This is a genomic window from Vibrio parahaemolyticus, assembly GCF_900460535.1.
GTDB lineage: Bacteria > Pseudomonadota > Gammaproteobacteria > Enterobacterales > Vibrionaceae > Vibrio > Vibrio parahaemolyticus.
Genome location: NZ_UHIL01000001.1, coordinates 1 through 16927 on the forward strand (window position 1 = coordinate 1; position 16927 = coordinate 16927).

Here is a 16927-nt window from a genome sequence, read left to right on the forward strand (position 1 = left end):
TGGTAAGTCGGGATGACCCCCTAGCCTTAACAGTGCTCTACCCCCAGTAGTATTCGTCCGAGGCGCTACCTAAATAGCTTTCGGGGAGAAACCAGCTATCTCCAGGTTTGATTGGCCTTTCACCCCTAGCCACAAGTCATCCGCTAATTTTTCAACATTAGTCGGTTCGGTCCTCCAGTTGATGTTACTCAACCTTCAACCTGCCCATGGCTAGATCACCTGGTTTCGGGTCTATATCCAGAGACTGAACGCCCAGTTAAGACTCGGTTTCCCTACGGCTCCCCTAGATGGTTAACCTTGCCACTGAATATAAGTCGCTGACCCATTATACAAAAGGTACGCAGTCACAGGACAAAGCCTGCTCCTACTGCTTGTACGTACACGGTTTCAGGTTCTATTTCACTCCCCTCACAGGGGTTCTTTTCGCCTTTCCCTCACGGTACTGGTTCACTATCGGTCAGTCAGTAGTATTTAGCCTTGGAGGATGGTCCCCCCATATTCAGACAGGATATCACGTGTCCCGCCCTACTCGATTTCACTGAACACACGTCGTCAACTACGGGACTATCACCCTGTATCGTCGGACTTTCCAGACCGTTCGTCTAACGCGTGTAAAGCTTAAGGGCTAGTCCAATTTCGCTCGCCGCTACTTTCGGAATCTCGGTTGATTTCTTTTCCTCGGGGTACTTAGATGTTTCAGTTCCCCCGGTTCGCCTCGTTATGCTATGTATTCACATAACGATACTTACTTATGTAAGTGGGTTTCCCCATTCAGAAATCCCAGACTCAAATGGTTGTTACTACCTAATCTGGGCTTATCGCAAGTTACTACGTCTTTCATCGCCTCTGACTGCCAAGGCATCCACCGTGTACGCTTAGTCACTTAACCATACAACCCGAAGGAGTTTCGAGCTGATGAACAAGTCACCAAAGTTGTCTGCAATTTTTATACATGATGCAGACTCGATTTTGCCGGACTCAAATTCCAAGAACACTTGAATGTGTTATTTTGGTGTTTGTCTTAAAGACAAACATTGAGAACTTTACAAACAACAATAAATTGTTGTTTTGTCAGCTTTCCAAATTGTTAAAGAGCTAATCACTTCTAATGAAGTAACCATTTTTAAAAGCACTCATCGAATGCGCTTAAAGATGGTGGAGCTATGCGGGATCGAACCGCAGACCTCCTGCGTGCAAGGCAGGCGCTCTCCCAGCTGAGCTATAGCCCCATCAAGGTGTCGATACTGTATGCCAACTCCCTAAAAGGAATTGGTGGGTCTGAGTGGACTCGAACCACCGACCTCTCGCTTATCAGGCGAACGCTCTAACCACCTGAGCTACAGACCCAGTATCGTCTCTTTTACATAAACCGTATCAATCTGTGTGGACACTCATCGTGAGTAATCATCGTTTAAGGAGGTGATCCAGCGCCAGGTTCCCCTAGCGCTACCTTGTTACGACTTCACCCCAGTCATGAACCACAAAGTGGTAAGCGTCCCCCCGAAGGTTAAACTACCTACTTCTTTTGCAGCCCACTCCCATGGTGTGACGGGCGGTGTGTACAAGGCCCGGGAACGTATTCACCGTGGCATTCTGATCCACGATTACTAGCGATTCCGACTTCATGGAGTCGAGTTGCAGACTCCAATCCGGACTACGACGCACTTTTTGGGATTCGCTCACTTTCGCAAGTTGGCTGCCCTCTGTATGCGCCATTGTAGCACGTGTGTAGCCCTACTCGTAAGGGCCATGATGACTTGACGTCGTCCCCACCTTCCTCCGGTTTATCACCGGCAGTCTCCCTGGAGTTCCCGACATTACTCGCTGGCAAACAAGGATAAGGGTTGCGCTCGTTGCGGGACTTAACCCAACATTTCACAACACGAGCTGACGACAGCCATGCAGCACCTGTCTCAGAGTTCCCGAAGGCACCAATCCATCTCTGGAAAGTTCTCTGGATGTCAAGAGTAGGTAAGGTTCTTCGCGTTGCATCGAATTAAACCACATGCTCCACCGCTTGTGCGGGCCCCCGTCAATTCATTTGAGTTTTAATCTTGCGACCGTACTCCCCAGGCGGTCTACTTAACGCGTTAGCTCCGAAAGCCACGGCTCAAGGCCACAACCTCCAAGTAGACATCGTTTACGGCGTGGACTACCAGGGTATCTAATCCTGTTTGCTCCCCACGCTTTCGCATCTGAGTGTCAGTATCTGTCCAGGGGGCCGCCTTCGCCACCGGTATTCCTTCAGATCTCTACGCATTTCACCGCTACACCTGAAATTCTACCCCCCTCTACAGTACTCTAGTCTGCCAGTTTCAAATGCAATTCCGAGGTTGAGCCCCGGGCTTTCACATCTGACTTAACAAACCACCTGCATGCGCTTTACGCCCAGTAATTCCGATTAACGCTCGCACCCTCCGTATTACCGCGGCTGCTGGCACGGAGTTAGCCGGTGCTTCTTCTGTCGCTAACGTCAAATGATAGTGCTATTAACACTACCACCTTCCTCACGACTGAAAGTGCTTTACAACCCGAAGGCCTTCTTCACACACGCGGCATGGCTGCATCAGGCTTGCGCCCATTGTGCAATATTCCCCACTGCTGCCTCCCGTAGGAGTCTGGACCGTGTCTCAGTTCCAGTGTGGCTGATCATCCTCTCAGACCAGCTAGGGATCGTCGCCTTGGTGAGCCCTTACCTCACCAACTAGCTAATCCCACCTAGGCATATCCTGACGCGAGAGGCCCGAAGGTCCCCCTCTTTGGCCCGTAGGCATCATGCGGTATTAGCCATCGTTTCCAATGGTTATCCCCCACATCAGGGCAATTTCCTAGGCATTACTCACCCGTCCGCCGCTCGACGCCGTTATCGTTCCCCGAAGGTTCAGATAACTCGTTTCCGCTCGACTTGCATGTGTTAGGCCTGCCGCCAGCGTTCAATCTGAGCCATGATCAAACTCTTCAATTTAAGATTTTGTTCGGCTCAATGAATACTGAACATTACATAAAGTAATGTTTGAATTGACTGTGCTGAATCCGAAGATTCAATGGTCACTTCGTTTCATTGAAACCTAATTTGATACCGAAGTATCGAATTGGATTATCATCAACGAGTGCCCACACAGATTGATAGGTCTATATTGTTAAAGAGCTTGGCTTTCAGTGCCTTAGCACTCAAGCGAGGTGCGTATAATACGCTTTCCACTTTGAAAGTCAACATAAAATTCTAAAAAAGATTAGAACCTTATGGTGACTTGCTTAAATCTTAAGCAAGTGCAAATTAAAGCCTGGCGATGTCCTACTCTCACATGGGGAAACCCCACACTACCATCGGCGCTATTTCGTTTCACTTCTGAGTTCGGAATGGAGTCAGGTGGGTCCAAAACGCTATGGTCGCCAAGCAAATTCTTTAATTCGGAAAGCTGTTTTTGTGTTCTCTACACATTCAATTCTGTTCTTGCTTCGAGTCCATCAAAACCCCTTGGGTGTTGTATGGTTAAGCCTCACGGGCAATTAGTATCAGTTAGCTCAATGCCTCACAGCACTTACACACCTGACCTATCAACGTCGTAGTCTCCGACAACCCTTTAGGATACTTAAAGTATCAGGGAAGACTCATCTCAGGGCTCGCTTCCCGCTTAGATGCTTTCAGCGGTTATCGATTCCGAACTTAGCTACCGGGCAATGCGTCTGGCGACACAACCCGAACACCAGAGGTTCGTCCACTCCGGTCCTCTCGTACTAGGAGCAGCCCCCTTCAATCTTCCAACGCCCACGGCAGATAGGGACCGAACTGTCTCACGACGTTCTAAACCCAGCTCGCGTACCACTTTAAATGGCGAACAGCCATACCCTTGGGACCGACTTCAGCCCCAGGATGTGATGAGCCGACATCGAGGTGCCAAACACCGCCGTCGATATGAACTCTTGGGCGGTATCAGCCTGTTATCCCCGGAGTACCTTTTATCCGTTGAGCGATGGCCCTTCCATTCAGAACCACCGGATCACTATGACCTGCTTTCGCACCTGCTCGAATTGTCATTCTCGCAGTCAAGCGGGCTTATGCCATTGCACTAACCTCACGATGTCCAACCGTGATTAGCCCACCTTCGTGCTCCTCCGTTACTCTTTGGGAGGAGACCGCCCCAGTCAAACTACCCACCAGGCACTGTCCGCAACCCCGATTAGGGGTCGACGTTAGAACATCAACACTACAAGGGTGGTATTTCAAGGACGGCTCCACACATACTGGCGTACGTGCTTCAAAGCCTCCCACCTATCCTACACATGTAGGGTCAATGTTCAGTGCCAAGCTGTAGTAAAGGTTCACGGGGTCTTTCCGTCTAGCCGCGGGTACACTGCATCTTCACAGCGATTTCAATTTCACTGAGTCTCGGGTGGAGACAGCGTGGCCATCATTACGCCATTCGTGCAGGTCGGAACTTACCCGACAAGGAATTTCGCTACCTTAGGACCGTTATAGTTACGGCCGCCGTTTACCGGGGCTTCGATCAAGAGCTTCGACCGAAGTCTAACCCCATCAATTAACCTTCCGGCACCGGGCAGGCGTCACACCGTATACGTCATCTTACGATTTTGCACAGTGCTGTGTTTTTAATAAACAGTTGCAGCCACCTGGTATCTGCGACTCTCAATAGCTCCATCCGCAAGGGACTTCACCGTCGAGAGCGTACCTTCTCCCGAAGTTACGGTACCATTTTGCCTAGTTCCTTCACCCGAGTTCTCTCAAGCGCCTTGGTATTCTCTACCCGACCACCTGTGTCGGTTTGGGGTACGATTCCTTACAATCTGAAGCTTAGAGGCTTTTCCTGGAAGCATGGCATCAATGACTTCACATCCGTAGATGCTCGACGTCGTGTCTCAGCCTTAAAGAGAGCCGGATTTACCTAACTCTCAAGCCTACGCACTTGAACCTGGACAACCGTCGCCAGGCCCACCTAGCCTTCTCCGTCCCCCCATCGCAATTGTAAGAAGTACGGGAATATTAACCCGTTTCCCATCGACTACGCCTTTCGGCCTCGCCTTAGGGGTCGACTTACCCTGCCCCGATTAACGTTGGACAGGAACCCTTGGTCTTCCGGCGAGGAGGTTTTTCACCCCCTTTATCGTTACTCATGTCAGCATTCGCACTTCTGATACGTCCAGCATGCGTTACCACACACCTTCAACCGCTTACAGAACGCTCCCCTACCCAATATACAAAAGTATATTGCCGCAGCTTCGGTTTACTACTTAGCCCCGTTACATCTTCCGCGCAGGCCGACTCGACCAGTGAGCTATTACGCTTTCTTTAAATGATGGCTGCTTCTAAGCCAACATCCTGGCTGTCTGAGCCTTCCCACATCGTTTCCCACTTAGTAGTAATTTGGGACCTTAGCTGGCGGTCTGGGTTGTTTCCCTCTCCACGACGGACGTTAGCACCCGCCGTGTGTCTCCCGGATAGTACTTACTGGTATTCGGAGTTTGCAAAGGGTTGGTAAGTCGGGATGACCCCCTAGCCTTAACAGTGCTCTACCCCCAGTAGTATTCGTCCGAGGCGCTACCTAAATAGCTTTCGGGGAGAACCAGCTATCTCCAGGTTTGATTGGCCTTTCACCCCTAGCCACAAGTCATCCGCTAATTTTTCAACATTAGTCGGTTCGGTCCTCCAGTTGATGTTACTCAACCTTCAACCTGCCCATGGCTAGATCACCTGGTTTCGGGTCTATATCCAGAGACTGAACGCCCAGTTAAGACTCGGTTTCCCTACGGCTCCCCTAGATGGTTAACCTTGCCACTGAATATAAGTCGCTGACCCATTATACAAAAGGTACGCAGTCACAGGACAAAGCCTGCTCCTACTGCTTGTACGTACACGGTTTCAGGTTCTATTTCACTCCCCTCACAGGGGTTCTTTTCGCCTTTCCCTCACGGTACTGGTTCACTATCGGTCAGTCAGTAGTATTTAGCCTTGGAGGATGGTCCCCCCATATTCAGACAGGATATCACGTGTCCCGCCCTACTCGATTTCACTGAACACACGTCGTCAACTACGGGACTATCACCCTGTATCGTCGGACTTTCCAGACCGTTCGTCTAACGCGTGTAAAGCTTAAGGGCTAGTCCAATTTCGCTCGCCGCTACTTTCGGAATCTCGGTTGATTTCTTTTCCTCGGGGTACTTAGATGTTTCAGTTCCCCCGGTTCGCCTCCTTACCCTATGTATTCAGGTAAGGATACGTGCTTATGCACGTGGGTTTCCCCATTCAGAAATCCCAGACTCAAATGGTTGTTACTACCTAATCTGGGCTTATCGCAAGTTACTACGTCTTTCATCGCCTCTGACTGCCAAGGCATCCACCGTGTACGCTTAGTCACTTAACCATACAACCCGAAGGAGTTTCGAGTTGATGAACAAGTCACCAAAGTTGTCTGCAATTTTTATACATGATGCAGACTCGATTTTGCCGGACTCAAATTCCAAGAACACTTGAATGTGTTATTTTGGTGTTTGTCTTAAAGACAAACATTGAGAACTTTACAAACAACAATAAATTGTTGTTTTGTCAGCTTTCCAAATTGTTAAAGAGCTAATCACTTCTAATGAAGTAACCATTTTTAAAAGCACTCATCGAATGCGCTTAAAGATGGTGGGCGATACCGGGCTCGAACCAGTGACCCCCTGCTTGTAAGGCAGGTGCTCTCCCAACTGAGCTAATCGCCCATTGTTTCAAAATATGGTGGAGCTATGCGGGATCGAACCGCAGACCTCCTGCGTGCAAGGCAGGCGCTCTCCCAGCTGAGCTATAGCCCCATATTTTGAGTTTTAATTCCTAATGGAAGGAATGGTGGGTCGTGCAGGATTCGAACCTGCGACCAATTGATTAAAAGTCAACTGCTCTACCAACTGAGCTAACGACCCAATGGTATCCCGTAGGGGAGTCGAACCCCTGTTACCGCCGTGAAAGGGCGGTGTCCTAGGCCTCTAGACGAACGGGACACTGGATTGAAGAGTTTGGGAACTCTTCTTCTCTTTACTTTATAAACCGTATCAATCTGTGTGGACACTCATCGTGAATAATCATCGTTTAAGGAGGTGATCCAGCGCCAGGTTCCCCTAGCGCTACCTTGTTACGACTTCACCCCAGTCATGAACCACAAAGTGGTAAGCGTCCCCCCGAAGGTTAAACTACCTACTTCTTTTGCAGCCCACTCCCATGGTGTGACGGGCGGTGTGTACAAGGCCCGGGAACGTATTCACCGTGGCATTCTGATCCACGATTACTAGCGATTCCGACTTCATGGAGTCGAGTTGCAGACTCCAATCCGGACTACGACGCACTTTTTGGGATTCGCTCACTTTCGCAAGTTGGCTGCCCTCTGTATGCGCCATTGTAGCACGTGTGTAGCCCTACTCGTAAGGGCCATGATGACTTGACGTCGTCCCCACCTTCCTCCGGTTTATCACCGGCAGTCTCCCTGGAGTTCCCGACATTACTCGCTGGCAAACAAGGATAAGGGTTGCGCTCGTTGCGGGACTTAACCCAACATTTCACAACACGAGCTGACGACAGCCATGCAGCACCTGTCTCAGAGTTCCCGAAGGCACCAATCCATCTCTGGAAAGTTCTCTGGATGTCAAGAGTAGGTAAGGTTCTTCGCGTTGCATCGAATTAAACCACATGCTCCACCGCTTGTGCGGGCCCCCGTCAATTCATTTGAGTTTTAATCTTGCGACCGTACTCCCCAGGCGGTCTACTTAACGCGTTAGCTCCGAAAGCCACGGCTCAAGGCCACAACCTCCAAGTAGACATCGTTTACGGCGTGGACTACCAGGGTATCTAATCCTGTTTGCTCCCCACGCTTTCGCATCTGAGTGTCAGTATCTGTCCAGGGGGCCGCCTTCGCCACCGGTATTCCTTCAGATCTCTACGCATTTCACCGCTACACCTGAAATTCTACCCCCCTCTACAGTACTCTAGTCTGCCAGTTTCAAATGCAATTCCGAGGTTGAGCCCCGGGCTTTCACATCTGACTTAACAAACCACCTGCATGCGCTTTACGCCCAGTAATTCCGATTAACGCTCGCACCCTCCGTATTACCGCGGCTGCTGGCACGGAGTTAGCCGGTGCTTCTTCTGTCGCTAACGTCAAATGATAGTGCTATTAACACTACCACCTTCCTCACGACTGAAAGTGCTTTACAACCCGAAGGCCTTCTTCACACACGCGGCATGGCTGCATCAGGCTTGCGCCCATTGTGCAATATTCCCCACTGCTGCCTCCCGTAGGAGTCTGGACCGTGTCTCAGTTCCAGTGTGGCTGATCATCCTCTCAGACCAGCTAGGGATCGTCGCCTTGGTGAGCCCTTACCTCACCAACTAGCTAATCCCACCTAGGCATATCCTGACGCGAGAGGCCCGAAGGTCCCCCTCTTTGGCCCGTAGGCATCATGCGGTATTAGCCATCGTTTCCAATGGTTATCCCCCACATCAGGGCAATTTCCTAGGCATTACTCACCCGTCCGCCGCTCGACGCCGTTATCGTTCCCCGAAGGTTCAGATAACTCGTTTCCGCTCGACTTGCATGTGTTAGGCCTGCCGCCAGCGTTCAATCTGAGCCATGATCAAACTCTTCAATTTAAGATTTTGTTCGGCTCAATGAATACTGAACATTACATAAAGTAATGTTTGAATTGACTGTGCTGAATCCGAAGATTCAATGGTCACTTCGTTTCATTGAAACCTAATTTGATACCGAAGTATCGAATTGGATTATCATCAACGAGTGCCCACACAGATTGATAGGTCTATATTGTTAAAGAGCTTGGCTTTCAGTGCCTTAGCACTCAAGCGAGGTGCGTATAATACGCTTTCCACTTTGAAAGTCAACATAAAATTCTAAAAAAGATTAGAACCTTATGGTGACTTGCTTAAATCTTAAGCAAGTGCAAATTAAAGCCTGGCGATGTCCTACTCTCACATGGGGAAACCCCACACTACCATCGGCGCTATTTCGTTTCACTTCTGAGTTCGGAATGGAGTCAGGTGGGTCCAAAACGCTATGGTCGCCAAGCAAATTCTTTAATTCGGAAAGCTGTTTTTGTGTTCTCTACACATTCAATTCTGTTCTTGCTTCGAGTCCATCAAAACCCCTTGGGTGTTGTATGGTTAAGCCTCACGGGCAATTAGTATCAGTTAGCTCAATGCCTCACAGCACTTACACACCTGACCTATCAACGTCGTAGTCTCCGACAACCCTTTAGGATACTTAAAGTATCAGGGAAGACTCATCTCAGGGCTCGCTTCCCGCTTAGATGCTTTCAGCGGTTATCGATTCCGAACTTAGCTACCGGGCAATGCGTCTGGCGACACAACCCGAACACCAGAGGTTCGTCCACTCCGGTCCTCTCGTACTAGGAGCAGCCCCCTTCAATCTTCCAACGCCCACGGCAGATAGGGACCGAACTGTCTCACGACGTTCTAAACCCAGCTCGCGTACCACTTTAAATGGCGAACAGCCATACCCTTGGGACCGACTTCAGCCCCAGGATGTGATGAGCCGACATCGAGGTGCCAAACACCGCCGTCGATATGAACTCTTGGGCGGTATCAGCCTGTTATCCCCGGAGTACCTTTTATCCGTTGAGCGATGGCCCTTCCATTCAGAACCACCGGATCACTATGACCTGCTTTCGCACCTGCTCGAATTGTCATTCTCGCAGTCAAGCGGGCTTATGCCATTGCACTAACCTCACGATGTCCAACCGTGATTAGCCCACCTTCGTGCTCCTCCGTTACTCTTTGGGAGGAGACCGCCCCAGTCAAACTACCCACCAGGCACTGTCCGCAACCCCGATTAGGGGTCGACGTTAGAACATCAACACTACAAGGGTGGTATTTCAAGGACGGCTCCACACATACTGGCGTACGTGCTTCAAAGCCTCCCACCTATCCTACACATGTAGGGTCAATGTTCAGTGCCAAGCTGTAGTAAAGGTTCACGGGGTCTTTCCGTCTAGCCGCGGGTACACTGCATCTTCACAGCGATTTCAATTTCACTGAGTCTCGGGTGGAGACAGCGTGGCCATCATTACGCCATTCGTGCAGGTCGGAACTTACCCGACAAGGAATTTCGCTACCTTAGGACCGTTATAGTTACGGCCGCCGTTTACCGGGGCTTCGATCAAGAGCTTCGACCGAAGTCTAACCCCATCAATTAACCTTCCGGCACCGGGCAGGCGTCACACCGTATACGTCATCTTACGATTTTGCACAGTGCTGTGTTTTTAATAAACAGTTGCAGCCACCTGGTATCTGCGACTCTCAATAGCTCCATCCGCAAGGGACTTCACCGTCGAGAGCGTACCTTCTCCCGAAGTTACGGTACCATTTTGCCTAGTTCCTTCACCCGAGTTCTCTCAAGCGCCTTGGTATTCTCTACCCGACCACCTGTGTCGGTTTGGGGTACGATTCCTTACAATCTGAAGCTTAGAGGCTTTTCCTGGAAGCATGGCATCAATGACTTCACATCCGTAGATGCTCGACGTCGTGTCTCAGCCTTAAAGAGAGCCGGATTTACCTAACTCTCAAGCCTACGCACTTGAACCTGGACAACCGTCGCCAGGCCCACCTAGCCTTCTCCGTCCCCCCCATCGCAATTGTAAGAAGTACGGGAATATTAACCCGTTTCCCATCGACTACGCCTTTCGGCCTCGCCTTAGGGGTCGACTTACCCTGCCCCGATTAACGTTGGACAGGAACCCTTGGTCTTCCGGCGAGGAGGTTTTTCACCCCCTTTATCGTTACTCATGTCAGCATTCGCACTTCTGATACGTCCAGCATGCGTTACCACACACCTTCAACCGCTTACAGAACGCTCCCCTACCCAATATACAAAAGTATATTGCCGCAGCTTCGGTTTACTACTTAGCCCCGTTACATCTTCCGCGCAGGCCGACTCGACCAGTGAGCTATTACGCTTTCTTTAAATGATGGCTGCTTCTAAGCCAACATCCTGGCTGTCTGAGCCTTCCCACATCGTTTCCCACTTAGTAGTAATTTGGGACCTTAGCTGGCGGTCTGGGTTGTTTCCCTCTCCACGACGGACGTTAGCACCCGCCGTGTGTCTCCCGGATAGTACTTACTGGTATTCGGAGTTTGCAAAGGGTTGGTAAGTCGGGATGACCCCCTAGCCTTAACAGTGCTCTACCCCCAGTAGTATTCGTCCGAGGCGCTACCTAAATAGCTTTCGGGGAGAACCAGCTATCTCCAGGTTTGATTGGCCTTTCACCCCTAGCCACAAGTCATCCGCTAATTTTTCAACATTAGTCGGTTCGGTCCTCCAGTTGATGTTACTCAACCTTCAACCTGCCCATGGCTAGATCACCTGGTTTCGGGTCTATATCCAGAGACTGAACGCCCAGTTAAGACTCGGTTTCCCTACGGCTCCCCTAGATGGTTAACCTTGCCACTGAATATAAGTCGCTGACCCATTATACAAAAGGTACGCAGTCACAGGACAAAGCCTGCTCCTACTGCTTGTACGTACACGGTTTCAGGTTCTATTTCACTCCCCTCACAGGGGTTCTTTTCGCCTTTCCCTCACGGTACTGGTTCACTATCGGTCAGTCAGTAGTATTTAGCCTTGGAGGATGGTCCCCCCATATTCAGACAGGATATCACGTGTCCCGCCCTACTCGATTTCACTGAACACACGTCGTCAACTACGGGACTATCACCCTGTATCGTCGGACTTTCCAGACCGTTCGTCTAACGCGTGTAAAGCTTAAGGGCTAGTCCAATTTCGCTCGCCGCTACTTTCGGAATCTCGGTTGATTTCTTTTCCTCGGGGTACTTAGATGTTTCAGTTCCCCCGGTTCGCCTCCTTACCCTATGTATTCAGGTAAGGATACGTGCTTATGCACGTGGGTTTCCCCATTCAGAAATCCCAGACTCAAATGGTTGTTACTACCTAATCTGGGCTTATCGCAAGTTACTACGTCTTTCATCGCCTCTGACTGCCAAGGCATCCACCGTGTACGCTTAGTCACTTAACCATACAACCCGAAGGAGTTTCGAGCTGATGAACAAGTCACCAAAGTTGTCTGCAATTTTTATACATGATGCAGACTCGATTTTGCCGGACTCAAATTCCAAGAACACTTGAATGTGTTATTTTGGTGTTTGTCTTAAAGACAAACATTGAGAACTTTACAAACAACAATAAATTGTTGTTTTGTCAGCTTTCCAAATTGTTAAAGAGCTATGTTAGCTACAAGCTTGCGCTTGTGAACTATCAATCTGTGTGGACACTCATCGTGAATAATCATCGTATAAGGAGGTGATCCAGCGCCAGGTTCCCCTAGCGCTACCTTGTTACGACTTCACCCCAGTCATGAACCACAAAGTGGTAAGCGTCCCCCCGAAGGTTAAACTACCTACTTCTTTTGCAGCCCACTCCCATGGTGTGACGGGCGGTGTGTACAAGGCCCGGGAACGTATTCACCGTGGCATTCTGATCCACGATTACTAGCGATTCCGACTTCATGGAGTCGAGTTGCAGACTCCAATCCGGACTACGACGCACTTTTTGGGATTCGCTCACTTTCGCAAGTTGGCTGCCCTCTGTATGCGCCATTGTAGCACGTGTGTAGCCCTACTCGTAAGGGCCATGATGACTTGACGTCGTCCCCACCTTCCTCCGGTTTATCACCGGCAGTCTCCCTGGAGTTCCCGACATTACTCGCTGGCAAACAAGGATAAGGGTTGCGCTCGTTGCGGGACTTAACCCAACATTTCACAACACGAGCTGACGACAGCCATGCAGCACCTGTCTCAGAGTTCCCGAAGGCACCAATCCATCTCTGGAAAGTTCTCTGGATGTCAAGAGTAGGTAAGGTTCTTCGCGTTGCATCGAATTAAACCACATGCTCCACCGCTTGTGCGGGCCCCCGTCAATTCATTTGAGTTTTAATCTTGCGACCGTACTCCCCAGGCGGTCTACTTAACGCGTTAGCTCCGAAAGCCACGGCTCAAGGCCACAACCTCCAAGTAGACATCGTTTACGGCGTGGACTACCAGGGTATCTAATCCTGTTTGCTCCCCACGCTTTCGCATCTGAGTGTCAGTATCTGTCCAGGGGGCCGCCTTCGCCACCGGTATTCCTTCAGATCTCTACGCATTTCACCGCTACACCTGAAATTCTACCCCCCTCTACAGTACTCTAGTCTGCCAGTTTCAAATGCAATTCCGAGGTTGAGCCCCGGGCTTTCACATCTGACTTAACAAACCACCTGCATGCGCTTTACGCCCAGTAATTCCGATTAACGCTCGCACCCTCCGTATTACCGCGGCTGCTGGCACGGAGTTAGCCGGTGCTTCTTCTGTCGCTAACGTCAAATGATAGTGCTATTAACACTACCACCTTCCTCACGACTGAAAGTGCTTTACAACCCGAAGGCCTTCTTCACACACGCGGCATGGCTGCATCAGGCTTGCGCCCATTGTGCAATATTCCCCACTGCTGCCTCCCGTAGGAGTCTGGACCGTGTCTCAGTTCCAGTGTGGCTGATCATCCTCTCAGACCAGCTAGGGATCGTCGCCTTGGTGAGCCCTTACCTCACCAACTAGCTAATCCCACCTAGGCATATCCTGACGCGAGAGGCCCGAAGGTCCCCCTCTTTGGCCCGTAGGCATCATGCGGTATTAGCCATCGTTTCCAATGGTTATCCCCCACATCAGGGCAATTTCCTAGGCATTACTCACCCGTCCGCCGCTCGACGCCGTTATCGTCCCCCGAAGGTTCAGATAACTCGTTTCCGCTCGACTTGCATGTGTTAGGCCTGCCGCCAGCGTTCAATCTGAGCCATGATCAAACTCTTCAATTTAAGATTTTGTTCGGCTCAATGAATACTGAACATTACATAAAGTAATGTTTGAATTGACTGTGCTGAATCCGAAGATTCAATGGTCACTTCGTATCATTGAAACCTAATTTGATACCGAGGTATCTAATTGGATTATCATCAACGAGTGCCCACACAGATTGATAGGTTCTTATTTTTAAAGAGCTTTTCTAACTTACCCAGCAACTCAGTTGCTCGTCGTTAGGGGTGCGTATCTTACTCCGCACCGTGAGAGAGTCAAGCATTTTTTCAAATTTCTTTTTTCTCTCATTTCCGACTCGCTGTGTGACTTTCGTCTCACTCCGTGTCGGTGGATGCGCAGTATAGGGAGTTGAGAAATTAGTACAAGCGTTTTTTACAAAAAAACTTTCAACCGAACAAATAACAAGCATTCTGCATAGATACTCAACGATCTTGTCTAATATTTCGGGTTGTAGAGGATCTTTTCATGAAGAAACACCTGACTTCCGCATTAAAAGATCGCCGATTTCTTGGTAATTTCGGTTGCTGATCTTATCTCTCTTGGTTCTTTTTTCCCTTTCTACCTATATAAAGATGAAAAAAAGAGCAGAACGATGACGAACTGCTCTTTGGTCTTTGCTTTTTACTTGGGGTACTTCAGGTGAAGTCTTGGAAATTACTTCTTCTATATAGAAGAAAAGATCAGAGCATCCTTGCCCTTCTCTTTTACGACAGATTAGCTAGGGGTATATCTAAATGTCGTGGTTGTTCGATGACACATTGAGCTCGTAAGAGTGGAGCATGCTTGCATTCCCAATGGCGTCATCTTCGAGAGGAACTTAGTTCTTCAATACTTTTACGGTGTAGCTACCATCTTTTTGTTGGTACAGGCCGTGGATGTCGGTTTCGAAACCTGGGTAATGCGCACCGATCTCACAAAGCATCTCTAGGAAGTCCAGCACAGGGCGAGACTCTTGAGTCACCATTTCACCAGGAAGTACTAGTGGCACACCTGGAGGGTAAGGAAGGATCATGTTCGCACTTACGCGACCAACCATTTCTTCCAGTTTGATTTCTTCTACGTTACCGCGAAGCTCTTCTTGCCATGCTGCGTGTGGTGTTACTTTCATTTCTGGAAGAACATCGAACGCTTTGTACATTAGCTCTGGTAGATTGTATTTCTTAGTTAGGTCGTGAATTGCTTGTGCTAGTTCTTGAACGCGCATGCCTTCATAGAAGCTTGGGTCTTCGTTATATAGTGAAGGTAGGAAGCTCTTGATGGTTAGGTTCAAGTCATAGCCACGTTTAAATTCAGTCAGACCGCGTAGCAATTGCATTGCTTTTGATTTGTCGATACCGATTGAGAATAGGAACAACAAGTTGTATGGGCCTGTTTTCTCAACCACGATGCCGCGCTCGTCTAGGAATTTAGCCACCAGCGAAGCAGGAATACCTGATTCTTCTAGTTCGCCTTCTTTGTTCATCCCTGGAGTCAGTAGCGTTACTTTGATTGGGTCAAGATACATGTGGTTGTCATCCATGTTCTTGAAGCCGTGCCATGTGTCGCTAGGGTCTAGTTTCCAACATTCTGTGGTATCGATGTTTTCTGGTTGCCATACATCGAAGAACCAGCTGTCGCTTTCTGCTTCTAGGCGTTTGATCTCTTTACGGAAGCGGATTGCGCGATCGATAGAGTCTTGCATCAACTTCTTACCAGTGTTGCCGCGCATCATTGCCGCTGCAGTTTCAGTAGAAGCAACAATGCCGTACTGAGGTGAAGTTGAAGTGTGCATCATGAATGCTTCGTTGAAAGACTCTTTATCAAAGTCACCTTTCACGTGAATCATTGAAGCTTGTGAGAACGCTGCCAACAGTTTGTGTGTTGATTGTGTTTCGTAGAACACTTTGCCTGGCATCGCTTCACCACTCATACCACATTTACCTTCGTAAATTGGGTTGAAGTTAGTGTAAGGCACCCAAGCACTGTCGAAGTGGATGTGTTTACAGTCTAGCGACTCTTTGATGAATTGTGTGTTGTACAACAGACCATCGTAAGTTGAGTTAGTCACTACTGCGTAACTTGGCGCTGTTGCACCTGGTGTTTTCGCCACTTTCTCTGCAATGACATCGCGGCTGAATTCGCTTTGTGGAATACCACCAAGGATGCCGTATGCGTTACGAGTTGGGCGGAAGTAGATTGGTGTCACGTCGCTCATCATCATTAGGTGAGTCAGAGATTTGTGACAGTTACGGTCAATCAGTACTGTGCTGCCCGCAGGTGCTGAGTACATGCCGACGATTTTGTTCGATGTAGACGTACCGTTAGTTACGATGTAAGAGCTGTCTGCATTGAAGGTACGTGCGATGTATTCTTCTGCATCTTTATGAGGACCTGAGTGGTCTAGTAGAGAACCTAACTCAGGCATTGAGATTGATACGTCCGCTTTGAATGTGTTTGGACCGTAAAAATCATAGAAGATGCTACCAGCAGGGCTTTTCTGGAACGCAGTACCACCCATGTGACCTGGAGTACAGAAGGTGTATTTACCTTCTTCTACGTATTTGAATAGCGCTTTAGTGAATGGAGGCATGATGGCATCTTTGTATGCCTCTGTCGCTTGGTTGATTTTGATAGCGATGTCGTCAGCCATACCTAAAGCGTACTCGAAGAAGCTCACGTTTAGACGTAGGTCTGTTAGTGAAATATCTAGAGTAGACTGTTCGTTAGCAAATGCGTGAACAGGCAGTTTTTCGTTGATTTGGCTAATACGTTCACATAGCTCTAGTGAGTATTTATCCCAGTCGAACAGCACACCGCAAATGCGTGGGTTCATCTCAATCATTTTGATCAAGTCTTTATCATCTACTGGGTAAACCACTTCGTAGCCCGCTTTCTCAAGAGCAGCGTGAAGTTGACGAACTGGCTCTTCTTTAAAGAACACACCCATGTGGTTCAAGATAGCGAAAATATTCATTTGGACATCTCCAAGGCGAATGAAGGCGCTCTCTGCCATTTACAGGCAGTGAGTAAGGTGAGCGCCGAGTGAATTTGTTTTTTATTGGC

The 16927-nt window shown here is 49.2% G+C and carries 1 protein-coding gene, 6 tRNA genes and 8 rRNA genes; all 15 read right to left on the bottom strand.

Annotated features, from left to right (window positions below; all coding sequences use genetic code 11):
- Nucleotides 1–889: ribosomal RNA gene (locus DYB02_RS00005) — 23S ribosomal RNA — on the bottom strand; the annotation flags it as partial.
- Between the two features lie 264 nt (nt 890–1153).
- Nucleotides 1154–1229 (bottom strand) — tRNA-Ala (locus DYB02_RS00010).
- A 41-nt stretch (nt 1230–1270) separates the two neighbouring features.
- Nucleotides 1271–1347, bottom strand: a tRNA-Ile gene (locus DYB02_RS00015).
- 65 nt (nt 1348–1412) lie between these two features.
- A 16S ribosomal RNA gene (locus DYB02_RS00020) occupies nt 1413–2965 on the bottom strand.
- A 317-nt stretch (nt 2966–3282) separates the two neighbouring features.
- A 5S ribosomal RNA gene (gene rrf, locus DYB02_RS00025) occupies nt 3283–3398 on the bottom strand.
- 91 nt (nt 3399–3489) lie between these two features.
- A 23S ribosomal RNA gene (locus DYB02_RS00030) occupies nt 3490–6380 on the bottom strand.
- 264 nt (nt 6381–6644) lie between these two features.
- Nucleotides 6645–6720 (bottom strand) — tRNA-Val (locus DYB02_RS00035).
- Nucleotides 6721–6734: 14 nt separating this feature from the next.
- Nucleotides 6735–6810: transfer RNA gene (locus DYB02_RS00040), tRNA-Ala, on the bottom strand.
- A gap of 32 nt (nt 6811–6842) precedes the next feature.
- Nucleotides 6843–6918, bottom strand: a tRNA-Lys gene (locus DYB02_RS00045).
- Nucleotides 6919–6920: 2 nt separating this feature from the next.
- Nucleotides 6921–6996, bottom strand: a tRNA-Glu gene (locus tag DYB02_RS00050).
- Nucleotides 6997–7085: 89 nt separating this feature from the next.
- Nucleotides 7086–8638: ribosomal RNA gene (locus tag DYB02_RS00055) — 16S ribosomal RNA — on the bottom strand.
- A 317-nt stretch (nt 8639–8955) separates the two neighbouring features.
- Nucleotides 8956–9071 (bottom strand): 5S ribosomal RNA (gene rrf / locus DYB02_RS00060).
- 91 nt (nt 9072–9162) lie between these two features.
- A 23S ribosomal RNA gene (locus tag DYB02_RS00065) occupies nt 9163–12054 on the bottom strand.
- A gap of 277 nt (nt 12055–12331) precedes the next feature.
- Nucleotides 12332–13884 (bottom strand): 16S ribosomal RNA (locus DYB02_RS00070).
- 818 nt (nt 13885–14702) lie between these two features.
- Nucleotides 14703–16838: a lysine decarboxylase CadA gene (locus DYB02_RS00080; RefSeq protein ID WP_005481757.1), complete on the bottom strand. Its 2136-nt coding sequence runs from the start codon at nt 16836–16838 to the stop codon at nt 14703–14705.
- Nucleotides 16839–16927 lie beyond the last annotated feature (89 nt).

What these genes read in the sequence shown, in the direction of transcription:
- DYB02_RS00080 (WP_005481757.1), bottom strand. Translation starts at nt 16,838, where the DNA reads ATGAATATTTTCGCTATCTTGAACCACATGGGTGTGTTCTTTAAAGAA.